The organism is Marilutibacter aestuarii (genome assembly GCF_006546775.1).
In the GTDB taxonomy this organism is placed as follows: Bacteria; Pseudomonadota; Gammaproteobacteria; order Xanthomonadales; family Xanthomonadaceae; genus Marilutibacter; species Marilutibacter aestuarii.
Map to the genome: position 1 here is coordinate 23202 of NZ_VICE01000105.1, position 23561 is coordinate 46762.

The 23561-nt window shown below is 69.4% G+C and carries 20 protein-coding genes and 1 other RNA gene; 16 read left to right on the forward strand and 5 right to left on the reverse strand.

Translation table 11 applies throughout. The features are described from left to right. Nucleotides 1-20 precede the first annotated feature (20 nt). The 3 genes from alr (at nucleotide 21) to FKV25_RS11310 (ending at nucleotide 3482) form a co-directional block, all read left to right on the forward strand. Nucleotides 21-1214 (forward strand): alanine racemase, encoded by a 1194-nt coding sequence (gene alr / locus FKV25_RS11300; protein WP_170218620.1) that lies wholly within the window; start codon nucleotides 21-23, stop codon nucleotides 1212-1214. Beyond that, nucleotides 1211-2659 (forward strand): cryptochrome/photolyase family protein, encoded by a 1449-nt coding sequence (locus tag FKV25_RS11305; protein ID WP_141518909.1) that lies wholly within the window; start codon nucleotides 1211-1213, stop codon nucleotides 2657-2659. The genes alr and FKV25_RS11305 overlap by 4 nt, the downstream gene beginning before the upstream one ends. Before the next feature lie 109 nt (nucleotides 2660-2768). After that, nucleotides 2769-3482, forward strand: a complete 714-nt coding sequence (locus FKV25_RS11310) for a YiaD family glycine zipper/OmpA-like lipoprotein (protein ID WP_141518910.1) — start codon at nucleotides 2769-2771, stop codon at nucleotides 3480-3482. A 241-nt stretch (nucleotides 3483-3723) separates the two neighbouring features. Here FKV25_RS11310 and FKV25_RS11315 read toward each other — a convergent pair whose 3' ends face one another. Beyond that, complete coding sequence (locus FKV25_RS11315; protein ID WP_141518911.1) at nucleotides 3724-4167, reverse strand: MgtC/SapB family protein; 444 nt, start codon at nucleotides 4165-4167, stop codon at nucleotides 3724-3726. Between the two features lie 254 nt (nucleotides 4168-4421). On the opposite strand from FKV25_RS11315, the gene FKV25_RS11320 reads away from it, so the two are divergent. After that, entirely contained in the window at nucleotides 4422-5459 is a 1038-nt protein-coding gene (locus tag FKV25_RS11320) for a glucokinase (protein ID WP_246072062.1), read from the forward strand. Nucleotides 5460-5533: 74 nt separating this feature from the next. Here FKV25_RS11320 and ssrA read toward each other — a convergent pair. Further along, nucleotides 5534-5888: a transfer-messenger RNA gene (gene ssrA / locus FKV25_RS11325) on the reverse strand. A gap of 157 nt (nucleotides 5889-6045) precedes the next feature. Here ssrA and FKV25_RS11330 point away from each other — a divergent pair. After that, a complete protein-coding gene (locus FKV25_RS11330) occupies nucleotides 6046-8208 on the forward strand; it encodes a CHASE domain-containing protein (protein WP_170218621.1) in 2163 nt (720 codons plus the stop codon). A gap of 22 nt (nucleotides 8209-8230) precedes the next feature. Here the strand turns inward: FKV25_RS11330 and smpB are convergent, their stop codons facing one another. After that, nucleotides 8231-8743 (reverse strand): SsrA-binding protein SmpB, encoded by a 513-nt coding sequence (gene smpB, locus FKV25_RS11335; RefSeq protein WP_141518913.1) that lies wholly within the window; start codon nucleotides 8741-8743, stop codon nucleotides 8231-8233. A 57-nt stretch (nucleotides 8744-8800) separates the two neighbouring features. On the opposite strand from smpB, the gene FKV25_RS11340 reads away from it, so the two are divergent. After that, nucleotides 8801-9235, forward strand: coding sequence for a type II toxin-antitoxin system RatA family toxin (locus FKV25_RS11340; protein ID WP_141518914.1), 435 nt, complete (start codon nucleotides 8801-8803; stop codon nucleotides 9233-9235). Between the two features lie 10 nt (nucleotides 9236-9245). After that, a complete protein-coding gene (locus FKV25_RS11345) occupies nucleotides 9246-9524 on the forward strand; it encodes an RnfH family protein (protein ID WP_141518915.1) in 279 nt (92 codons plus the stop codon). A gap of 13 nt (nucleotides 9525-9537) precedes the next feature. On the opposite strand, the gene FKV25_RS11350 is transcribed toward FKV25_RS11345, so the two are convergent. Further along, nucleotides 9538-9933 carry an outer membrane protein assembly factor BamE gene (locus FKV25_RS11350; protein ID WP_141518916.1) on the reverse strand — a complete coding sequence of 132 codons (396 nt, stop codon included), beginning with the start codon at nucleotides 9931-9933 and terminating at the stop codon, nucleotides 9538-9540. A 190-nt stretch (nucleotides 9934-10123) separates the two neighbouring features. On the opposite strand from FKV25_RS11350, the gene fur reads away from it, so the two are divergent. Then, nucleotides 10124-10525, forward strand: a complete 402-nt coding sequence (gene fur, locus FKV25_RS11355) for a ferric iron uptake transcriptional regulator (protein WP_141518917.1) — start codon at nucleotides 10124-10126, stop codon at nucleotides 10523-10525. Between the two features lie 26 nt (nucleotides 10526-10551). Here fur and recN read toward each other — a convergent pair whose 3' ends face one another. After that, nucleotides 10552-12219 carry a DNA repair protein RecN gene (gene recN, locus FKV25_RS11360; protein WP_141518918.1) on the reverse strand — a complete coding sequence of 556 codons (1668 nt, stop codon included), beginning with the start codon at nucleotides 12217-12219 and terminating at the stop codon, nucleotides 10552-10554. 159 nt (nucleotides 12220-12378) lie between these two features. On the opposite strand from recN, the gene hrcA reads away from it, so the two are divergent. The 8 genes from hrcA (at nucleotide 12379) to greA (ending at nucleotide 23561) form a co-directional block, all read left to right on the forward strand. Beyond that, nucleotides 12379-13464: a heat-inducible transcriptional repressor HrcA gene (gene hrcA, locus FKV25_RS11365; RefSeq protein WP_141518919.1), complete on the forward strand. Its 1086-nt coding sequence runs from the start codon at nucleotides 12379-12381 to the stop codon at nucleotides 13462-13464. A 148-nt stretch (nucleotides 13465-13612) separates the two neighbouring features. Continuing rightward, nucleotides 13613-14122 (forward strand): nucleotide exchange factor GrpE, encoded by a 510-nt coding sequence (gene grpE / locus FKV25_RS11370; RefSeq protein ID WP_141518920.1) that lies wholly within the window; start codon nucleotides 13613-13615, stop codon nucleotides 14120-14122. Nucleotides 14123-14270: 148 nt separating this feature from the next. After that, the gene (gene dnaK, locus FKV25_RS11375; RefSeq protein ID WP_141518921.1) at nucleotides 14271-16184 is read left to right on the forward strand and encodes a molecular chaperone DnaK; all 1914 of its coding nucleotides are present in this window, start codon (nucleotides 14271-14273) and stop codon (nucleotides 16182-16184) included. 127 nt (nucleotides 16185-16311) lie between these two features. Continuing rightward, entirely contained in the window at nucleotides 16312-17442 is a 1131-nt protein-coding gene (dnaJ, locus tag FKV25_RS11380; RefSeq protein WP_141518922.1) for a molecular chaperone DnaJ, read from the forward strand. Between the two features lie 49 nt (nucleotides 17443-17491). Further along, a complete protein-coding gene (gene dapB, locus FKV25_RS11385; RefSeq protein WP_141518923.1) occupies nucleotides 17492-18214 on the forward strand; it encodes a 4-hydroxy-tetrahydrodipicolinate reductase in 723 nt (240 codons plus the stop codon). A gap of 310 nt (nucleotides 18215-18524) precedes the next feature. Beyond that, nucleotides 18525-19664: a glutamine-hydrolyzing carbamoyl-phosphate synthase small subunit gene (carA, locus tag FKV25_RS11390; protein ID WP_141518924.1), complete on the forward strand. Its 1140-nt coding sequence runs from the start codon at nucleotides 18525-18527 to the stop codon at nucleotides 19662-19664. A 1-nt stretch (nucleotide 19665) separates the two neighbouring features. Beyond that, on the forward strand, nucleotides 19666-22917 hold the full coding sequence (carB, locus tag FKV25_RS11395) for a carbamoyl-phosphate synthase large subunit (protein ID WP_141518925.1): 3252 nt from the start codon (nucleotides 19666-19668) through the stop codon (nucleotides 22915-22917). Nucleotides 22918-23084: 167 nt separating this feature from the next. Further along, nucleotides 23085-23561 (forward strand): transcription elongation factor GreA, encoded by a 477-nt coding sequence (gene greA, locus FKV25_RS11400; protein ID WP_141518926.1) that lies wholly within the window; start codon nucleotides 23085-23087, stop codon nucleotides 23559-23561.

Genomic DNA, 23561 nt, shown 5'->3' on the forward strand with positions numbered 1-23561 from the left:
CCTGCATTAGCATGGGCGCCATGTCGACCCAGCCCCACGCCAGCCCCGAACCGGACGACCGCGAGGCCGCCCGTCCCATCGACGAGCGTCCGACCCGGATCCGGGTCGACCTCGAGCGCATCGCCGGCAACCTCCGGGCGATCCGCGCCCATGTCGGCGTCCCCGTCATGGGCATCGTCAAGGCCAATGCCTATGGCCATGGCCTGGTGCCGGTCGCCCGCCACCTGCAGGCCGCCGGGGTGGACCAGCTGGGGGTGGCCTTCGTGGAGGAGGGCATCGCCCTGCGCCGCGCGGGCATCCGCGCCCCGATCCTCGTGCTCGGCGGCATCTTCGGCCACCAGATCGGTCGTTTCATCAGCCACGACCTCGAGATCACCGTGTCCTCGCTCGACAAGCTGCGACAGGTCGAGGCCGCCGCCGAGGCCATGGGGCGGCGGGCGGTCGTGCACCTGAAGATCGACACCGGGATGGAGCGCATCGGCGTCCACAGCTATTCCGCCGGTCCCTTCATCGAAGCCGCCGTGGCCTCGCCCTGGTGCGAGGTCAAGGGCGTCTACTCGCACCTGGCCTGCGCCGACGACCCGGCTTCGCCGGCGACCGCGGCCCAGGTCGCGCGCTTCGCCGAGGCCTGCGAACACTTCACCCGCATCGGCGCGCCGATGCCGCTGCGCCACCTGGCCAACTCCGGCGGCGTGCTGCACTTCCCGGACACCTGGCTGGACATGGTGCGCCCCGGCATCCTGTTGTACGGCGTCCTGCCCGACCCGGCGTCACGGCCAACGGTGGCGGTCCAGCCGGCGATGTCCCTGGTCTCGCAGGTGGTCTACTTCAAGGTCGTCAAGGCCGGGCATGCGGTCAGCTATGGCGGCACCTGGACGGCGACGCGCGACACGCGCGTGGTGACGGTGCCGATCGGCTATGGCGACGGCTATCCGCGCGCGCTTTCCTCGCGGGGGGAGGTCCTGGTGCGCGGCCGCCGCCACCCGATCGTGGGCCGCATCTGCATGGACCAGTTCATGGTCGACATCGGCGACGGTTCGGCCTGGAACGAAGACGAGGTGGTGCTGGTCGGCACGCAGGAAGGGGAGGCGATCCCCGTCGAGGCCGTGGCGCTGCAGGCCGGCACGGTGCCCTACGAGATCCTCGTCGGGCTCAACGAACGCATCCCGCGCGATTACCTGGGCGGGGCCTCGCTGGCCCCGGTCGCGGCATGAGCGCCGCCCGCGCCAGCGGCGACGACGCGCCGATCGCGATCCTCTGGTTCCGCAACGACCTGCGCCTGGACGACAACCCCGCGCTGGAGGCGGCGGTCGAGGGGGGCTACGCGATCCTGCCGGTGTACATCCACGCGCCGGGCGAGGGGGGGCGCTGGCGTCCCGGCGCAGCCTCCGATGCCTGGCGCGCGCGCTCCCTGCAGGCGCTTGCCGCCTCGCTGCAAACGCGAGGCGCGCCGCTGCGTTGCTTCAAGGGCCCGAGCCTGGCCACCCTGCAGGCGATCATCGCCGCGACGGGCGCGCAGGCCGTGTTCTGGAACCGGCGTTACGAGCCGGCGATCGAGAAGCGCGACACCGGCATCAAGCAGGCGCTCAAGCGCGACGGCCTGCGCGCGGAGAGCTTCAATGGCGCGTTGATGGCCGAACCCTGGACGGTGGAGACCCGCGAAGGCGGCCCCTACCGGGTGTTCACGCCGTACTGGCGCACCGCCTTCGCGCAATGGCGGCCCCCGTCGGCCTGGACGGCACCCGACGCGCTCAAGGGCACCGGCAGCGGTCCCAGGGGCGTGCCGGTGGCGTCGCTGGGCCTGGCGCCCGCGCTGGACTGGGATGCGGGCTTCTGGGACGCCTGGACGCCCGGCGAGGCGGGTGCGCGCGAGGCCCTTCAGGTCTTCGTCGACGGCGCCCTTCGCGGTTACGGCGACGGTCGCGACCGGCCCGACCAGGTGGGCACGTCGCGCCTGTCGCCGCACCTGCATTTCGGCGAGATCGCGCCGTGGCGCATCGTCGCGGCGCTGGAGGCCGAGCGCAACGCCGCGCTCGACGGCGACATCGACGCCTACGTCCGCGAGCTGGGCTGGCGCGAGTTCGCCCATCACTTGCTGCACCACTTCCCGAAGAGCGTCGACGAGGACTTCAATCCGAAGTTCGCCGGCTTCGAATGGGCCGACCCGTCCTCGCGCGAGCTCGATCGCGTCCGCGCCGGGCGCACCGGCGTGCCGATCGTGGATGCCGGCCTGCGCGAGCTGTGGCACACCGGCTGGATGCACAATCGCGTGCGGATGATCGTCGGTAGCTACCTCACCAAGCACCTGCGCTGGCACTGGCGCCATGGCGCGGAGTGGTTCTGGGACACGCTGGTCGATGCCGACCTGGCCAACAACACCCTGGGCTGGCAGTGGGTGGCCGGGACCGGCGCGGACGCGGCGCCTTACTTCCGCGTGTTCAATCCGGTGACACAGGCCAAGCGCTTCGATCCGGACGGCCGCTACATCGCCCGCTGGGTGCCCGAGCTTTCCAGGGTACCGTTGCCCGCGCGCTTCGCGCCGTGGGAAGCGAAGGGGCGAAGCGGCCGGCCCGCCGGCGACTACCCGGCGCAACCGATGGTCGGCATCGCCGAGGGGCGACAGGCCGCGCTGGACGCCTACGCGGCGATCCGTGGCTGAGCGGGCTTTCCCGTCCCCAACCTGAACGGGGCGCGGCCCCGTCACTCACCACAGACGCCGATGTGATTATTTTGGCGGCGTCCATCTGGCCATCCATGAGGTTGAAAGCATGAAAACCCCGATCCGTCTCGCGATCACCGCGGCCATCTCCACTGCCATGCTCGCCGGTTGTGCGACCACCAGCGGCTACAACGATCCGTACGGCCAGCCTCAGCAGGGACAGCAGGGCTATAGCGAATCCAGTGGCATGAGCCGCACCCAGAAGGGCGCCCTGATCGGCGCGCTCGCCGGTGTCGCAGCGGGCCTGCTCAGCGGCGACGACGCCACCGAGCGTCGCCAGCGCGCCCTCGTGGGCCTCGGCGTCGGCGGTCTCGCCGGCGGTGCCATCGGCAACTACCAGGACCGCCAGGAGCGGGCCCTGCGCGACAGCATGCAGGGCACCGGTGTCGACGTGGTCCGCCAGGGCGACAACATCACCCTGAACATGCCGAGCAACATCACCTTCGATTTCGACAAGTCCGACCTCAAACCGGCGTTCTATCCGGTGCTCGACCAGGTCGCCAACACCCTGCGCGAGTACGACCAGACGATCGTGGAGGTCGCCGGCCACACCGACAGCGTCGGTGCCGATGCCTACAACCAGCAACTGTCGGAGCGCCGTGCATCGAGCGTCGGCAGCTACCTGATGGGCAAGGGGCTGGTGCGCGACCGCTTCATCCTGGTCGGCGCGGGCGAGTCCCGTCCGATCGCCAGCAACGACACCGACGCCGGCCGTGCGCAGAACCGGCGCGTGGAGATCACCCTGGTGCCGATCCGCTCCTGAGCGGACGACGCCAGGAAGCATCACCCCGGCCCGCCTGTGGCAGGCTACGGTGACGACAACGGGTCGCGGCAACGCGGCCCGTTGTTGTGGCGGCGGAGCCCGTGCGTCGCGGGATGTCCGCGCTGTTGGGCCCCTTCGGCGCCTGGGTCGACCTGGGGCCGGATGCCTCCTGCGACGGAGGAACGCATCCGGAGGTCTTACGGGCGGGTCGGGCACGTGCCCGACGCCCGCTGTCGATGCGCTAGCGCTCGACGACGCGCAGCAGCGTAAGCACCAGCAGGGTCAGTACCGTCGCCGCGACCGCCACGAGGTACAACGCCAGCCCGGCGGCCACCCCGATCACCGCCACCATCAGCAGCGAGGCAGCCGTCGTGATCCCGGCGACGGCGCCATCGCGCCGGCGCGCGAAGATCGTGCCGGCGCCGATGAACGCCACGCCGGCGACGACCGCCTCGATCAGGCGAAGCGGGTCGATCTGCAGCACGCCGGTGCCAGGCAGGATGCCGGGCAGCGTGAGCGCCAGCTTGCCCAGGCCAATGAGCAGGGCCGCGGCCCCGGCCACCAGCATGTGGGTGCGGAAACCGGCGGGGCGGTCCTTGAGTTCGCGTTCGTAACCCACGGCGCCGCCCAGCAGCATCGCCAGGCCCGCGTGGGCCACCACCAACAGTTCATGCGTCCAGTCCATCGGCCGAGCATGCCGCAGGCCAGGTGGCGGCCGGGTCAAGGCGGGGGCGGGGAAATGCGGGGGCGGGGAAATGCGGGCAAGGAGGCTATGATGGACGCCCGGAGACCCGAAACCCGCAGGCAGTCCTTGATGCAATACGGCACGACCCCTTGCCCCCCTGTTTCCCGACCGGGCGCTTCGCGCCCCCATGCAGTGGATCCCCCGGCAGTCGAGGCGCCGGGAACATCGCAGCGTCGACGGGCGGGGCGCGGGGCATGAGCGGGGGCGACATCCCGATGGCCGCGTCCACCCGCAGCAAGCCGGCCTCCCTGTCGTGCCCGCTGATCGCCGCCGACGTCGGCGGCACGCATGCGCGGCTGGCCCTGGTCGACGCTTCCAGGGGCGCCCCACAGGTCGAGCTGCACGGGTATCGGCGCTATAGCTGCGCCGACTATCCGAGTCTCGCCGCGATCCTCTCGGACTTCATCGCCGAACAGGGCCTGGAGACGCGTCCGGAAGCCGCGATCGCGATTGCCGGCCTGCTCGTGGGCGACACCCTGGTGCACGCGAACCTGCCGTGGTCGGTGTCGGTCAGCGGCACGGCCGCCGACGCGGAGCTTGCCGGGCTCCGCCTGATCAACGATTTCGAAGCCATGGCCTGGGCGGTGCCCAGCATCAACCTGCGCCAGGCGCGGCGCATCTGCGGTCCGGAGATCGCCGTGCAGCCGGGGCCGGCGATGATGATCGGCCCGGGCACCGGCTTCGGCGCCGCCCTGCGCGTGCCCGGTGACCCGCCGGTCGTCGTGGCGACCGAGGCCGGCCACGCCGCGCTGTCGGTGCGCGACCCGCGTGAGCTGCAGGTGCTGTCGGTGTTGATGAAGCGCTGGAGCCACGTCGGCAACGAGCGCGTGCTCTCCGGCCCGGGCCTGGTGAACGCCTACGAGGCCTTGTGCGAGATCGAGGGCATCGAGCCGCGCCTGGACACGCCCGCGCGGATCACCCACGCCGCGCAGACCGGCGACGACCCGCTCGCGGCCGAGGCGCTGTCGATGTTCTGCAGCATCCTCGCCAGCGTCGCCGGCGACCTGGCCCTGACCTTCGGCGCCAAGTCCGTCTACCTGGCCGGCGGCATCCCGGCCCAGATCGCCGACTTCCTGCTGGCCGGCGACTTCGCCAGCCGCTTCGTCGACAAGGGCGTGATGAGCGAAGTCCTCGCCCGCGTCCCGGTCTACCTGGTCGAACATGGCCAGCTCGGCCTGCTCGGCGCCGCCACCTGGTACCTGGAGCAGCGTCGCGCCGACGCCATGGCCTGAGCGACCCGTCTCGGACGATCCTCGCCCCGCCCAATGAAAAACGCCCCAGCCGATCGACTGGGGCGTTCTTGTGTTGGTGGAGGTGGGCGGAATCGAACCGCCGTCCGAAGGCACTCCATCCCCGGCACTACATGTTTAGTGCTCCGTTAGATCTCATCCATCGACAGCACGGCGCACAAAGCGCATCGACAGACCAGCCTGCTTTGGGTTAACCGAGTGCTGACAGGCAGCCACTCCCGGCGATTCCGTGATAATGACCCTACATCGCGAGCACGGACACAAGCGGTTTCGGGGCTTAGGCCTTAAGCGGCCAGTGCGTAGTTGTCGTCGTTGGCAACTATGAGTTTTGCAGCTGGATTTACGAGGAAAGCTACCCCCTCGACATGCGCCAGGCGATTTCGCGACCCCCGTCGAAGCCAGTGCACCCCCGGGAAATCGTTCAACTACCAGCCCGACCAGTATAGGGGCGGGCGGGGGGAACACAATGGCCGGCGCGGCGGGCGTTCACCTGCCCGAAACCGGGGCCAGGCGGTATGCTGGCGCGGTGAGCGACGCGGCCCCTACACGAACCCCCACCCTGGGCCCCGTGCCCCACCGACGCGGCCTCGTGCTCGCGGTCGGCGTGCTGGTGTTTTCGCTGCTGCTGACCTTCATCGGCTGGCGATACGCCAGCGAGCGCGAGACGGCCTCGGCGCAGGCGGAGTTCGTCACCCAGGCCGAGGAGATCACCTCGCTGCTGCGCGAGCGCATGGGCAACCACGAGATCCTGCTCAAGGGCGGCGCGGCCCTGTTCGCCAGCATCCAGCGCCCCAGCCCGCTGCAGTGGCGATCCTACGCCGAGGGCATGAACCTGCGCCGGCAGTTCCCCGCAATGGTCGGGCTGGGCTACGCGGCGTACGTGCCGCAGGCGCGGCTGGCGGACCTCCAGCTTGAATGGAAGGAAAGCCAGAACACCCTGCTCGAAATCGTGCCGCACGGCGACAGGCGCCACTACGGGCCGATCCTGATGCTGGAACCCAAGACGCCGGAGAACGTCGCCGCGCTGGGCTTCGACATGTACGCCGAACCGGTCAGGCACGCGGCGATGGAGGCGGCCATGGTCACCGGCCAGCCGCGGCTGTCGGGCACCGTGCAACTGGTGCAGGACGGTGGCGTGCCCGCCACCTCGGCGCTGCTGTACGTGCCGGTCTATCGCAACGGCGCGCAACCGCTCACGGTCGCCGCGCGCGAAGAAGCGATGCTCGGCTGGGTCTACATGCCGTTCCGCGTGGGCACCTTCGTGACCTCGACGCTGGACGACCGGCGCAGCGACCTGCGCTTCACCATCACCGACGTGACCGATCGCGTCCCGCAGGTGCTGTACATGTCCTCGCCGCGCGAGGCCGCGGCGGTCTACCGGCACGAGATCGAACTGCAGCAGTTCGGGCGGCGCTGGCTGTTCCGGTTCGAGACACCGGTCAGCCGCAGCGCCATCCCCGCAGGTGTCATGCGCGGCTGGCTGCTGTTCGGCATCGTCGCCTCGCTGATGCTCGCCACCATCGTCTTCACGATGGCGCGTACCGAGCACCGGGCCATGAGGATGGCCTATCGGATGACCGAGGAATACCGGCGCAGCGAGGAGCGCTTCCGCACCACGATGCTGCATTCGGCGATCGGCAAGGCGCTGCTCGACAGCGACGGCTGCATCGTCGAGGTCAATCCGGCGATGGGAGAGATCGTCGGCCTGCGCCCGGCCGCGCTGGTGGGTGTCCAGTTCGAGTCGCTGTTCGAGGATCACGGCCTGGACGTGATCGAATGGTTGAACAAGGACGCCGGCGACGAGGCCGCGCCCGTCCTGAGGGCCACGCGCCGCCTGCACCGCGCGGGCGACATGGCCCGGCACGCGCAGCTCACCTACGCCCGCGTGCCCGGTGGGGTGGGGCAGGACGTCAGGGGCCTGGTGCAGGCCGAGGATGTCACCGAGCGCATCCTGGCCGAGGCACGGGTGCATGCGCTCAACCGCACGCTGGAAGCGCGGGTGGCCGCGCGCACCCGCGAGCTGAGCCAGGCCAACCAGGAGCTGGAGTCGTTCGCCTACAGCATCTCGCACGACCTGCGCGCGCCCCTGCGGGCCATCGACGGGTTCAGCCGCATCCTGGTCGAAAAGTACCGCGACGCGCTGGACGACACCGGCAAGGGGTACCTGGACCGGGTCCGCGCCGCCGCGGGCCGGATGGATGAGCTCATCGACGCGCTGCTGAAGATGTCGCGCGTGACCCGCACGCCCCTCAGCCCGCGCGAGGTCGACATGAGTCGCCTCGCCGAGGAGGTGCTGGAAGAATTTGCTGCAGGCGATCCCGAACACCGGCCCGAGCGGGTGGTCGAGCCCGGTTTGACGGCCTGGGGCGATCCGGCCCTGCTGCGCAACATGCTGTCCAACCTGCTCGGCAATGCCTGGAAGTTCACCCGCGGCAAGCCCGGGGCCCGCATCGAGTTCCGCGCAACCCGGCTGCCCACCGGCCGCGTCGAGTTCCACGTCAAGGACAACGGCGCGGGTTTCCCGCAGAAGCACGTCGAGAAGCTGTTCAGGCCCTTCCAGCGCCTGCACGGCCAGGACGAGTTCGCCGGCCATGGCATCGGGCTGGCGTCGGTCAAGCGCATCATCGAGCGCCATGGCGGCAGCATCCGCGCCGAAGGCCGGGTGGGCGAGGGCGCGTCGTTCCATTTCGCCCTGCCGCCGGGCGAGGGCACTTCAACTCCGGCGTCCTGAGCCCCGGGGGCGCGACCCGGGGTCAGGCGTCGCGGTTGTGCTGGCGCATCACGCGCTGCTTGTCGCGGGCCCAGTCGCGGTCCTTGCTGGCGGCGCGCTTGTCGTGCTGTTGCTTGCCCTTGGCCAGCGCAAGCTCGGCCTTGACCTTGTTGCCCTTCCAGTAGAGCGCCGTGGGGACCAGGGTATAGCCGTCGCGCTCGAGCTTGCCGATCAGGGTGTCGATCTCGTTGCGGTGCAGGAGCAGCTTGCGCGTGCGGCGCTCGTCGGTGATGACGTGGGTCGAGGCCGAGATGAGCGGGGTGATCTGCGCACCGAACAGGAACATCTCGCCTGCGCGCACGACCGCGTAGCTCTCGCCGATGTTGGCGCGGCCGGCGCGGATCGACTTGAGCTCCCAGCCCTGCAGGGACAGCCCGGCCTCGAAGCGCTGCTCCAGGTGGTATTCGTGGCGGGCGCGCTTGTTCAGGGCGATGGTGCCGCTGGCACCGCCCTTTCCTTTATCCTTGCCGCTCTTGTTGCCAGGTTTATTTGCCATCGCGACATTGTCCCTGAATCCAGTGCGTTAGTGCAGGGGCATCGCGAACATCCATTCATGCCTACCGTCCGCCGCTCCGCCCTGGTCGAGCATTCCGCGCGCCGCATGTTCGCGCTGGTCAATGACGTCGCCGCCTATCCCCGCCGCTTCGCCTGGTGCGAGGCCGCCCAGGTCATCGCCGAGGACGAGTCGCGCATGGTCGCGCGGCTGGATCTGGGGCTCGGCGCCCTGCGGACATGGTTCACCACCGAGAACACGCTCTCGCCGCCGCACCACATCGACCTCAGACTGGTCGACGGTCCGTTCCGGAAGCTGGCAGGGCGCTGGGAGTTCCACGCACTCGACGAGTCGGCCTGCAAGGTCAGCCTGACCCTGGAGTTCGAGCCCTCGATGAAGCTGCTGGGCCCGGCGTTCGCCCTGGGATTCCAGAGCCTGGCCGATCGCATGGTCGATGATTTCGTGCGCGTCGCCGATCGCGGCGACGCGGCGTGAGGCGCAGCGGATGCGCATCGAACTGCTGATGGCCTGGCCCCGGCGCCACGAACAGCGCTGGGTCGAGCTGCCCGAGGGCAGTCGCGTCGCCGACGCCCTGGCCGCGGCCGGCTGGCAGGACGCAGGGGGGATCGCGGGGCTGGCCCTGCACGGTCGCCGCGTCGACGGGTCGACGCCACTGGAGGCAGGCGACCGGGTGGAATTGCTGCGCGCGCTCGAACTCGATCCCAAGGAAGCACGCCGCCGGCGCGCCTCGGCGCGTTCCGGCGAGCGGAGCGGGAAATCCTAGGAGCCGGCCGCGCTCAGCGCCCCGGCTTCTTGTCCTTTTCCTTGGCCAGGTTGCGGCCGAACTGGCGAACCGAGTTGTTGGCGATTTCCTCGTCCTGCTCGGCGAAGTAGTCGCCGTCCCAGCGGGCCAGGGTGTCGCCTTCGAACCACAGGGTGAAGTTCTTGGTCTCGGTCCTGGCGCGGCGGCCGATGCGCTGGCTGCTGGTGTAGTCCCAGCGATCGGTCTGGTAGGGATCCATGATCGACGGCGTACCCAGCAGCGCCAACACCTGCTGCTTGTTCATGCCGGCCTGCAGCTGTTCGACGGCGGAGGACTCGAGCAGGTTGCCCTGGTAGATCGGCTGGCGGTAGATGACGCCACAGCCGGTGGTGACCAGGGCGACGAGGAGAACGGGCAAAAGCTTGCGCATCGGGCATTCACGACTGGCGGATATCATCCCGATGATACACTGATGACCCCGCCGCGAGGCGGTGCCGGCCCGGCATTCATCTGCGGTTCCGGCCGTCGGCGCCGCGGCATGCGGGCAGGCGACGCGGGTGCGGCTCCCCCGGGAAGCGCGCACCCTCCGCGCGACGAACGACCATGAACCAGGAGCCACGATGGAATCCCAAGAGCTGCGCAACGCCGGCCTGAAAGTGACCCACCCCCGGATGCGTATCCTGGAGTTGCTCGAGCACGCCAAGCCCCGGCACATGACCGCCGAGGACATCTACCGGCACCTGCTCGACAAGGGCGAGGACATCGGCCTGGCCACGGTCTACCGGGTCCTGACCCAGTTCGAGGCGGCCGGCCTGGTGCTCAAGCACAACTTTGAGTCCGGGCAGTCGGTGTACGAACTCGATCGCGGCCAGCACCACGACCACATGGTCGACATCGAGAGCGGCAAGATCATCGAGTTCGAAAGCGACGAGATCGAGGCCCTGCAGCACAAGATCGCCGCCGAGCACGGCTACGAGATCGAAGAGCACTCACTGGTGCTCTACGTGCGCAAGAAGCGCTGATCGACGGGGCATCCGGCCCCGCGCGTTCAACCCACGTCGGTGAGCAGGCGCCGCGCCGCGGCGCGGGCCTCGCGCGTCAGTTCCACGCCGCCCAGCATGCGTGCGAGCTCTTCTTCGCGCTGGCCGGCGTCCAGGCGCAGCACGGCGCTCTGGGTGAGGCCTTCGGCCGAGGCCTTGCTGACCCGGTAATGGGCATGGCCCTGGGCCGCGACCTGCGGCAAGTGGGTGACGCACAGCACCTGCCGGCGCTCGCCGAGTGCGCGCAGCTTGCGCCCCACGATGTCGGCGACCGCGCCGCCGATGCCCGAGTCGACCTCGTCGAAGACCATGCTGGGCACCGCGTCCAGGCCCAGTGCGGCGACCTCGATCGCCAGCGAAATACGCGACAGTTCGCCGCCGGACGCCACCTTGCGCAGGGGCCGGGCCGGCTGGCCGGGGTTGGCGGCGACGAGGAACTCCACCCGCTCCGCGCCCTGTGGATCCGGCCGGTCGGCCGGGGTCGACTCGAAGGCGATCTCGAACCGGCCGCCACCCATGCCCAGTTCGCCGATCAGCGCGGTGGTGTCGTCGGCGAGGGTGGTGGCGGCCTCGCGACGCTTGTTCCCCAGGACGTCGGCAGCCCGGCGCCACGCCTCGCTGGCCTTCCCGATTTCTCCGTCCAGGGTCTTCAGGCGTTCGCCCGCGCCTTGCAGCGCGTCCAGCTCGGTGGCGATGGCCTCGCGCTGGGCCAGCAACTGGTCGGGCGCGACGCGGTGCTTGCGGGCCAGTTCGTGCAGCCGCCCGAGGCGGCGCTCGATGGCTTCGAACGCATCGGGGTCGATGTCGAGATCGCTACGGATGCGATCAAGCAGGCTGAGGGCCTCGTCGAGCTGGATCGCGGCGGCATCGAGCATGCCATCGACCTCGTTCAGGCGCGGCTCGTGCTCGCTGACCCGCTGCAGGTCGCCACGCACGCGCTGCAGGCTGCCCGAAAGGGAGGGTTGCTCGTCGCCGGAGAGTTGCAGCAGGGCCGACTCGCAGGCATCGATCAGCGCGCTGGCATGGGCCTGCCGCCGGTGGTCGGCGTCGAGCTGGGCGAGCGCCTCCGGCTCCAGGGTTTCGCGCTCGAGCTCGGCGTGCTGGTGCTCCAGCCACTGGATGCGGTCGGAAACGTCGCCACGGGCCGACAGGGCCTCGCGCTCGTCCAGCAGCGCGCTCCAGGCCCGCGCGGCCGCGGCCACGGCCTGGCGTTCGTCGTCGGTGCGGCCGAAGGCATCGAGCAGGGCCAGCTGGCTGGGGCGCGACAGCAGCGCCTGGTGTTCGTGCTGGCCATGGATCTCGACCAGTCGGCCGGAGAGCTCGGCCAGTTGTCCGACCGTGGCAGGTCGCCCGTTGATCCACGCCCGCGAGCCGCCATCGGCCCGGATGACGCGGCGGATCTGGCAGGCCTCGTCCTCGTCGAGCTCGTTCAGGCGCAGCCATTCCCTCGCCGGCGCGACGCCATCGATGCGGAAGTCGGCGACCAGTTCGGCGCGCTCGGCGCCATGGCGGACCGCGCCGCTGTCGGCGCGCATGCCCGAAATCAGCCCGAGCGCGTCCACCAGCAGGGACTTGCCCGCGCCGGTTTCGCCGGAAATCACCGTCATGCCGGGCCCGAACTCCAGTTCGGCGGACGCCACGACGGCAAACTGCTTGATGGAGAGGTGTGTGAGCATGGCGCGGGGAAGCTAGCATGAGGGTCGGGCCGCGCCAATACGCGGACACGGGCATCGGCAGCCCTTGTCCACGGCGCGGGTCGGTCATATCCACAGGGTAGGGCACGCCGGTCGCAGTGGATGAGCCGCCGCGGCCGGGCCGCCGAACGAGGAGGGCGCATGTCCAACAGGCAGGCGGGACGCAATACCGGACGCCACCCCGGCACGGCCGAGGCCTTGGCCGAGGATCCGCGTGCGCGGCAGTTGCTGCGGACCCTGATCGGTCGCTACATCCGCGATGGCGAGCCGGTCGGCTCGCAGACCCTGGCGCGCCACGCGGGCCTGGACATCAGCGCGGCGACGATCCGCAACATCCTCGGCGACCTCGAGGACGCCGGCCTGCTCAGCGCGCCCCACACCTCCGCCGGCCGCATCCCCACCGCGCAGGGCTATCGCCTGTTCGTGGACTCCCTGCTGCAGGTCAAGCCCCTGCCGCAGGGCGAACTGGCGCGCCTGCGCGGGGAGTTGCCACCCGGCAGCGGTACCCAGGCCCTGCTGGGCAGCACCTCGGAGCTGCTCTCGGCCATGACCCACTTCGTCGGCGTGGTCAGCCTGCCCAAGCGCGAGCAGTTCGCGTTCCGCCGGATCGACTTCGTGCCGCTCGACACCCAGCGGGTGATGGCGATCCTGGTGTTCGCCGACAACGAGGTGCAGAACCGCATCATCCAGACCCGCCGGCCGTACGAGGCGGGCGAGCTCGAACGCCTTGCCAACTACCTGAACAGCCGCTTCGCCGGGCGCTCGATGGCCGACATCCGGCTGTTGCTGCTCGAGGAGCTGCGTTCGGACCGCAGCGAGATGGAGGGCCGGCTGGCGCGGTCCATGGAGCTGGCCGAGCAGGTGCTCGCCCCCGGGCATGACGACATGGTCCTGGCCGGCCAGACGCGCCTGATGGGGGTGCAGGAGCTGTCCGACCTGGACCGCCTGCGCGAGCTGTTCGAGGCCTTCGCCCGCAAGCGCGAGATCCTGCAGCTGCTCGAGCGCACCATCCAGGCGCCAGGCGTTCGCATCTTCATCGGCGAGGAAACCGGGCTCGCGCCACTGGAGGGCATGTCGCTGGTGTCGGCGCCCTACGGCATGGGTGGGCAGGTGCTGGGCGTGCTGGGGGTGATCGGGCCCAGCCGCATGGCCTACGACCGGGTGATCCCGGTGGTCCAGGCCGCCGCCGACGTGCTTGGCGAGGCGTTCGCCGGCGACGCCGGCTGAGCAGGCGCGGGCGACCCGGTCGTCCGAAGGGCCGGCCGGCGGCTTGAAACCCGCGGGCGCGACCCCATTGCTGGGCCTGTCGCGGGGATTCGCCGCACGCCCCCATCATCGAAACGCGCCCCGTGCGCACGGACCGAGCACACGCCACATGACCAACGACCCGATGCAGGACGAACACGTCCAGGACGCCGCCGACACCACTTCGCTGGAAGTCGAGCTGGAAGCCACCAAGGCCGAACTGGCCGCGTTGCGCGAGGAGTCGCTGCGCGAGCGCGCCGACCTCGACAACCAGCGCAAGCGCGCCGCCCGCGAGGTCGAGACCGCGCGCCGCTTCGCCAACGAACGCCTGCTGGGCGAGCTGCTGCCGGTGATCGACAGCCTGGAAGCCGGGCTCGGCGCGGCGTCCGGGGATGCCGGCGCGCTCCGCGAGGGCATGGAACTCACCCTGCGACAGCTGCTCAAGGTCTGCGCCGACAACGGCCTGGTCGCGATCGACCCAGTCGGGCAACCGTTCAACCCGGAACACCACCAGGCCATGAGCATGGTCGACAGCACCGATCACGCGCCCAACCACGTGGTGCAGGTCTACCAGAAGGGCTGGCTGCTCAACGACCGCCTCCTGCGCCCGGCGCTGGTCGTGGTCCGCCAGGCTGACTGACCCGGTACTTGACAGCCGCCGGCGGGCCTTGAACCGCCGCCGGCCACCCCCAGATAGCAGACATCGGCGGCATGGCCGCCCCGGAAGCGCCCCGGCGCTCCGGCACCAGACAAGCAACGGCTCCAAGCATCAGAGAGGACACACCACCATGGGTAAAATCATCGGTATCGACCTGGGCACGACCAACTCGTGCGTGGCGATCATGGAAGGCGGCAGCGCCAAGGTCATCGAGAACGTGGAAGGCGATCGCACCACGCCGTCCATCGTCGCCTACACCAAGGACAACGAAGTGCTGGTCGGCGCCTCGGCCAAGCGCCAGGCGGTCACCAATCCCAAGAACACCTTCTACGCGGTCAAGCGCCTGATCGGCCGCAAGTTCCAGGACGCCGAAGTCCAGAAGGACATCGACCTGGTCCCCTACGGCATCGTCAAGCACGAGAACGGCGATGCCTGGGTCGAGACCGTCGCTGGCAACAAGATGGCGCCGCAGCAGATCTCCGCCGAAGTGCTGGCCAAGATGAAGAAGACCGCCGAGGCCTACCTGGGCGAGACCGTCACCGAGGCCGTCATCACCGTGCCGGCGTACTTCAACGACAGCCAGCGCCAGGCCACCAAGGATGCGGGCAAGATCGCCGGCCTCGAGGTCAAGCGCATCATCAACGAGCCCACCGCGGCCGCGCTGGCCTATGGCATGGACAAGAAGGGCGGCGACCGCAAGGTGGCCGTTTACGACCTGGGCGGCGGCACGTTCGACGTGTCGATCATCGAGATCGCCTCGGTCGACGGCGAGATGCAGGTCGAGGTGCTGGCCACCAACGGCGACACGTTCCTGGGCGGCGAGGACTTCGACAAGCGCGTCATCGACTACCTGGTCGAGGAGTTCCAGAAGGACCAGGGCATCGACCTGCGCAAGGACCCGCTGGCCCTGCAGCGCCTGAAGGACGCTGCCGAGCGCGCCAAGATCGAGCTGTCCAGCGCGCAGCAGACCGAGGTCAACCTGCCGTACGTGACCGCCGATGCCTCCGGCCCGAAGCACCTCAACATCAAGCTGACGCGCGCCAAGCTGGAGTCGCTGGTCGAGGACCTGGTCAAGAAGACCATCGAGCCGTGCCGCACCGCCCTCAACGACGCCGGCCTGCGTGCCAGCGACGTCTCCGAGGTCATCCTGGTCGGTGGCCAGACGCGCATGCCGAAGGTCCAGCAGGCCGTGGCCGACTTCTTCGGCAAGGAGCCGCGCAAGGACGTCAATCCCGACGAGGCCGTCGCGCTGGGCGCGGCGATCCAGGGCGGCGTGCTTGCCGGTGACGTGAAGGACGTGCTCCTGCTCGACGTGACCCCGCTGAGCCTGGGCATCGAGACCCTGGGCGGCGTGTTCACCAAGATCATCGAGAAGAACACCACCGTCCCGACCAAGGCCTCGCAGACCTTCTCCACCGCCGAGGACAATCAGTCCGCGGTGACCGTGCATGTCCTCCAGGGCGAGCGCGACCAGGCCCGCTTCAACAAGTCGCTGGCCCGCTTCGACCTGACCGGCATCGAGCCGGCGCCGCGCGGCATGCCGCAGGTGGAGGTGTCCTTCGACATCGACGCCAACGGCATCGTGCACGTGACCGCCAAGGACAAGAAGACCGGCAAGGAACAGAAGGTCGAGATCAAGGCCGGTTCGGGCCTGTCCGAGGACGAGATCGCGAAGATGGTGGCCGACGCCGAGGCCAACCGCGAGGAGGACAAGAAGTTCCAGGAACTGGTGCAGGCCCGCAACCAGGCCGACGGCCTGATCCACGCGACCCGCAGCACCATCAAGGAGCACGGCGAGAAGCTGCCGGGCGAGGCCATCGGCCAGGCCGAGGCGGCGATCGCCGAACTCGAGACCGCGATGAAGGGCGACGACAAGGGCCAGATCGAGGCCAAGTCGAAGGCGCTCGAGACCGTCGCCCAGTCGCTGTTCGCCGCGGCCCAGGGCCAGCCGGGCGGCGCCGAGGCCGGTGCCGGCGGCAACCCGGCCGGCGACGACGTCGTCGATGCCGAGTTCACCGAGGTGAAGGACGACGAAAAGCCGTGATTCGGGATGGGTGATTCGTGATCCGGAGGAGCGGGGCCATGGCTCCGCTCCTCCGCTTCTCTGGATCCCTCTCCGTTGCGCTTCGACCCTTGCGAATCACACATAGCGAATCACGAATCACGGCCCCATGAGCAAACGCGATTACTACGAAGTCCTGGGCGTGGCCCGCCACGCCTCCGACGAGGAGCTGAAGAAGGCCTATCGCCGCTGCGCGATGAAGCACCACCCGGACCGCAACCCCGGCAATGCCGAGGCCGAGGTCGCGTTCAAGGAATGCAAGGAGGCCTACGAGGTCCTGTCCGACGGCAACAAGCGGCGCGCCTACGACCAGCACGGCCATGCGGCGTTCGAGCACGGCATGGGGGGCGGTGGCGGCGGGCCGGGTTACGCCGACATGGGCGATATCTTCGGCGACATCTTCGGCAACATCTTCGGCGGAGGCGCGGGCGGAGCGCGCGGCCCCCGGCGCGGGGCCGATGTCGGCTACGTGATGGAGCTCAGCCTCGAGGAGGCCGTGGGCGGCATCGACCGCCAGATCGAGATCCCGACCCTGGAGACCTGCGACAGCTGCGACGGCAGCGGCTCGGCCGACGGCAAGGTCGAGACCTGCGAGACATGCGGCGGGCGAGGCCAGGTGCGCTTCCAGCGCGGCATCTTCTCGATGCAGCAGGGCTGCCCGCATTGCGGCGGCCGTGGCCAGACCATCTCCAATCCCTGCGGCGACTGCCACGGGCAGGGTCGCGTGGAGCGCAACAAGACCCTGCAGGTCAAGATCCCGGCCGGCGTCGACACCGGCGACCGTATCCGCCTGACGGGCGAGGGCGAGGCCGGTCCCCCCGGGGTACCGCCCGGCGACCTGTATGTCGAGGTGCGGGTCAAGGAACACGAGATCTTCCAGCGCGACGGCGACGACCTGCACTGCGACGTGCCGATCCGGATCTCGCAGGCGGCCCTGGGCGACACCATCCGCGTGCCCACCCTCGGCGGCGAGGTCGAACTGCGCATCCCCGCCGAAACCCAGACCAGCAAGGTCTTCCGGCTGCGCGACCAGGGCGTCAAGTCGGTGCGGAGCCGTCGCAAGGGCGACCTGTACTGCCGTGCCGTGGTCGAAACCCCGGTCAACCTGACCGCCGAACAGCGCGACCTGCTCGAACAGTTCGAAGCCACCTTCGTCGGCGACGGCGCGCGCAAGCATTCGCCGCGTTCGTCGACCTTCATCGACGGCGTCAAGGGCTTCTGGGACCGCATGACGTCCTGATCGGCAGGAATGCCTTGTGGAAGCAGGGGTGGGCCCGTAGCCTTCCCCCATGAACGCAAAGACCTCGCCCCTCCGACTCCTCATCCACGGCGCCTCCGGGCGCATGGGCCAGGCCCTGCTGCGCCTGGCCGCCGAACGCGACGACCTGCAGGTGGTCGCGGCGGTCGGGAAGGACGCCCCCGGCCAGCGCGTGGTCGACGGCGTGCCGCACTTCTCGGCTGCTGAACTCGACGCCGCGCCCGAGTTCGACGTCGCGATCGATTTCAGCCTGCCGGCGGGCCTGGACCATGTGCTCGCGCTGTGCGTGCGGCGGGGCCGACCGCTGGTGTCGGGGACGACCGGCATCGACGCGACGCAGCGCTCGGCACTGGAGGCCGCCGCCGGGACGATCGCCGTGGCCTGGGCAACCAACTTCAGCCTGGGCGTGGCCGTCCTCAACGAACTCGTCGAGCGGGCCGCCGCGGCCTTGCCGGGCTGGGACTGCGACATCGTCGAGTCGCACCACGTGCACAAGCTCGACGCACCCTCGGGCACCGCGCTGACGCTGGGTGAATGCGCGGAGCAGGGCGGGGCGACCCCGCGTTATGCCTCACTGCGGGCCGGCGACATCATCGGCGAGCACAGCGTCCAGTTCACCGGCCTGGGCGAGCGGGTGGAACTGGTGCACCGCGCCACCAACCGCGACATCTTCGCCCGCGGCGCCCTGCATTGCGCCCAGCGCCTGGTGGGACGGCCCCCGGGGGCCTACCGCGTCCGCGACCTGCTGGACTGAGGCGCACCAAGGGCGCTTGCCGACAGGGCGCCAGTTGCCAACAGCGGGGCCCGGGAGGGTCCGACGATGCCCGCGACGGGGCGCTGCAATTCGCCCCGGTCATGCCCTAGATGAATGCACGCAGCCCCGGACATGCCGACGATGGTCGATGAGGCTGGCGCTGGTGGCCCCGGACCGCTAGAATTCTCGCTCGCCTGAACCTCCCCAACCGGACCGGCCCGTGCCGCGTCCGCGCTTTGCTGCAACCTGCGTTCGCAGGCCTGCGCGAAGGCGGGGCGGTCAGTATTCCCCGGCATTCAAGGCGACCCCCGTGACCCAACCCGCAATCCTCGCGCTCGAAGACGGCACCCTCTTCGAGGGCGTTTCCGTAGGCGCGCCCGGCCTTTCGGTCGGCGAAGTGGTGTTCAACACCGCGATCACCGGCTACCAGGAAATCCTCACCGACCCGTCGTACGCGCGACAACTGGTGACCCTGACCTATCCGCACGTCGGCAACACCGGCTGCACCGACCAGGACGACGAAGCCCGCCAGACCTGGGCATCGGGCCTGATCGTGCGGGACGTCCCGCGCCGGCCGAGCAACTGGCGCAGCCAAGTGGCGCTGCCTGAATGGCTCGCTGCGCGCGGCATCGTCGGCATCGCCGGCATCGACACCCGCAAGTTGACCCGCCTGCTGCGCGACACCGGCGCACAGGGCGGGGCGCTGATGGCGGGCGAGGGCATCGATGCCGACAAGGCGCTGGAGGCGGCGCGCAAGTTCCCGGGGCTGAAGGGCATGGACCTGGCGAAGGAAGTCAGCACCGCCGAACGCTACGCCTGGACCGACGGCCAGCTGGACCTGGACCGCAACGCCTTCGTCGCCGCCGCGCCGCGCTTCAAGGTCGTGGCCTACGATTTCGGCGTCAAGCACAACATCCTGCGCATGCTCGCCGAACGCGGCTGCGAACTGACCGTCGTGCCCGCGCAGACGCCGGCCGCCGAGGTCATGGCGCTCAAGCCCGATGGCGTCTTCCTCTCCAACGGCCCCGGCGACCCGGAGCCCTGCGACTACGCGATCGCCGCGATCCGTGAATTCGTCGCCGCGCGGGTGCCGACCTTCGGCATCTGCCTGGGCCACCAGCTGCTCGGCCTCGCCGCCGGCGCGCGCACGATGAAGATGAAGTTCGGCCACCATGGTGCCAACCACCCGGTCCAGGACCTCGACAGCCAGCGGGTGATGATCACCTCGCAGAACCACGGCTTCGCGATCGACGAGGCCAGCCTGCCGGCGAACGTCCGCGTGACCCACCGTTCCCTGTTCGACGGCTCCAACCAGGGCATCGAACTGACCGATGCGCCGGCCTTCAGCTTCCAGGGCCACCCGGAAGCCAGCCCGGGCCCGCACGACGTCTCACCCCTTTTCGACCGTTTCGTTGCGCTTATGCAAGACGAGCAAGCAGAGGCCAACTGACATGCCCAAGCGCACCGACATCAAGACCGTCATGATCATCGGCGCCGGTCCGATCGTGATCGGCCAGGCCTGCGAGTTCGACTACTCCGGCGCGCAGGCGTGCAAGGCGCTCCGTGACGAGGGCTACCGCGTCGTGCTGGTCAACAGCAACCCGGCGACGATCATGACCGACCCGGAGATGGCCGACGCCGTCTACATCGAGCCGATCAACTGGCAGACGGTCGAGAAGATCATCGCCAAGGAGAAGCCCGATGCGCTGCTGCCGACCATGGGCGGGCAGACCGCGCTGAACTGCGCGCTGGACCTGGCCGACAACGGCGTGCTCGAGAAGCACGGCGTCGAGCTGATCGGCGCATCTCGCGAGGCCATCCGCATGGCCGAGGATCGCGAACTGTTCCGCGTGGCGATGGCCGAGATCGGCCTGGAATGCCCGCGTGCGGCGGTCGCCCGGACCTTCGAGCAGGCGGTGGAGATCCAGACGACCGTTGGCTACCCGACCATCATCCGTCCCAGCTTCACCCTCGGCGGCAGCGGTGGCGGCATCGCCTACAACAAGGAAGAGTTCGAGGACATCGTCAAGCGCGGCCTCGAGCTGTCGCCGACCACCGAAGTGCTGATCGAGGAATCGGTGCTGGGCTGGAAGGAGTTCGAGATGGAAGTGGTCCGCGACAAGGCGGACAACTGCATCATCGTCTGTTCGATCGAGAACTTCGACGCGATGGGCGTGCACACCGGCGATTCGATCACCGTCGCCCCGGCGCAGACCCTGACCGACAAGGAGTACCAGCGCCTGCGCGATGCCTCGATCGCGGTGCTGCGCAAGATCGGCGTCGACACCGGCGGCTCGAACGTCCAGTTCGGCATCAACGCTTCGAACGGCCGCGTCGTCGTGATCGAGATGAACCCCCGCGTCTCGCGCTCCTCGGCGCTCGCCTCCAAGGCCACCGGCTTCCCGATCGCGAAGGTCGCGGCCAAGCTTGCCGTGGGCTACACCCTGGACGAGTTGCGCAACGAGATCACCGGCGGTGCGACGCCGGCTTCGTTCGAGCCGACCATCGACTACGTGGTCACCAAGATCCCGCGCTTCGCCTTCGAGAAGTTCCCGCAGGCCGAAGCCCGGCTGACCACGCAGATGAAGTCGGTGGGCGAGGTCATGGCCATGGGCCGGACCTTCCAGGAATCGCTGCAGAAGGCCCTGCGCGGCCTGGAGACCGGCAAGGTCGGGCTCGACCCGACCGGCCTGGACCTGTCCAGCGAGACCGACCTGGCGACCCTGCGCCGCGAGGTGAAGGAGCCGGGCCCGGAGCGCATGTTCTACATCGGCGATGCCTTCCGCGCCGGCATGAGCGTGGAGGACGTGCATGCCCTGTCCTTCGTCGATCCGTGGTTCCTCGACCAGATCGAGGAGATCATCGCGACCGAGGCCGACGTGGCTGCCGCGGGCCTGTCCGCGCTGGACGTGGGCCGCATGCGCGCGCTCAAGCGCATGGGCTTCTCCGACGCCCGCCTGGCCGAGCTGACGGGGACCGACGAGGCCGCCGTGCGCACCCTGCGCCACGCCTTCGGCGTGCGCCCGGTCTACAAGCGCGTGGATTCGTGCGCGGCCGAGTTCGCCACGACAACCGCCTACATGTACTCCACCTACGAGGACGAGTGCGAGGCCGCGCCGAGCGATCGCGACAAGATCATCGTCCTGGGCGGCGGCCCGAACCGCATCGGGCAGGGCATCGAGTTCGACTACTGCTGCGTGCATGCCGCCCTGGCCCTGCGCGAGGACGGCTACGAGACCATCATGGTCAACTGCAACCCGGAGACCGTCTCGACCGACTACGACACCTCCGACCGCCTGTACTTCGAGCCGCTGACGCTCGAGGACGTGCTCGAGATCGCCGAGCTGGAGAAGCCAAAGGGCGTGATCGTCCAGTACGGCGGGCAGACCCCGCTCAAGCTGGCGCGTGCGCTCGAAGCGGCCGGCGTGCCGATCATCGGCACCAGCCCCGACAGCATCGACCTGGCCGAGGACCGCGAGCGCTTCCAGCAACTGGTCCAGCGCCTGGAGCTGGCACAGCCGCTCAACCGTACCGCGCGCAACCCCGACGAAGCCCTGCTGCTGGCCTCGCAGATCGGCTATCCGCTGGTGGTGCGCCCGAGCTACGTGCTCGGTGGCCGCGCCATGGAAATCGTCTACGGCGACGCCGACCTGACGCGCTACATCCGCGACGCGGTCAAGGTGTCCAACGACTCCCCGGTGCTGCTGGACCGTTTCCTCGACAACGCGGTCGAGGTCGACGTCGACGTCATCGCCGACAAGGACGGCAACGTCCTGATCGGCGGCGTGATGGAGCACATCGAGGAGGCCGGCGTGCACTCCGGCGATTCATCCTGCTCGCTGCCGCCGTACTCGCTGACCCCGGCCGTGCAGGCGAAGCTGCGCGAGCAGGTCAAGGCGCTGGCGCGGGCGCTCAACGTGGTCGGCCTGATGAACACGCAGTTCGCGGTGACCTTCGACGAGCACGGTGCCGATACGGTGTACCTGATCGAGGTCAACCCGCGCGCCTCGCGTACCGTGCCCTTCGTGTCCAAGGCCACCGGCCTTCCGCTGGCCAAGATCGCCGCACGCTGCATGGTCGGCCAGACCCTGGCCGAGCAGGGCGCGACGAAGGAGATCGTCCCCGACTATTACTCGGTCAAGGAAGCGATCTTCCCGTTCGCCAAGTTCCAGGGCGTCGACCCGATCCTCGGGCCGGAGATGCGCTCCACCGGCGAGGTGATGGGCGTGGGCCGCAGCTTCGGCGCGGCGATGGCGCGCGCGCAGGAAGCCGGCGGCATCCGCGCGCTCCCGGCCGAAGGAAAGGTGTTCATCTCGGTGCGCGACCCGGACAAACAGCGCGTGCTGTCGGTGGCGCAGGACCTGGCCAAGCGGGGCTACGCGCTCGTCGCCACCTCCGGCACGCACGCCTTCCTCACCGGCCACGGCCTGGCCTGCGAGCCGGTCAACAAGGTGATCGAGGGCCGCCCGCACATCGTCGACCTGATCAAGAACGGCGAGATCGCCTACATCATCAACACGACCGAAGGTCGCCAGGCGATCAACGACTCGTTCTCGATCCGTCGCGAGGCCCTGCAGCAGCGGGTGACCTATTCGACGACGATCGCCGGCGCGCGTGCCCTGGTGAACTCCCTCGAGTTCCGCGGCACGGGCCCGGTCTGGTCGCTGCAGGAGCTGCACGCCGAAATCGGCGCCGGCGCCTGATCCACGGCTGAACGCGGGGTCGGGAAGCGATGCTTCCTGACCCCCGCAGATTCCTGATAGCCTTTGGAGGCACGGTCGCCAGCAGGTGGTGGGACGTTCGGGCTGGTCCCTGGCGTCCGCCGCCTTCGTTTGTTTCTGGCGGCCCTCACGAAACGAAGGATCTACCCATGAGAGCACCGATCACGGTGAAGGGCGCGCAACGCCTGCGCGCCGAGCTTGAAGAACTGAAGTCGGTCCAGCGACCGGCGGTCATCCATGCCATCGCCGAGGCACGTGCCCACGGCGACCTCAAGGAGAACGCCGAGTACCATGCCGCGCGCGAGCAGCAGGGCTTCATCGAAGGCCGCATCAAGCAGCTCGAAGCCGAGCTGTCGCACGCGCAGGTGATCGACGTCGCGTCCCTCAACCCCGGCGACCGCGTGGTGTTCGGCGCCACCGTCGAGCTGGCCGACGTCGACACCGATGCCAGCACCACCTACCAGATCGTCGGCGACCTGGAGGCGGACATCAAGAAGGGCCTGATCGCGATCTCGTCGCCGGTGGCGCGCGCGCTGATCGGCAAGAACGAGGGCGACAGCGTCACCATCGAGGCGCCCGGCGGCACCCGCGAGTACGAGATCGTCGCCGTCAGCTACAAGGCCTGA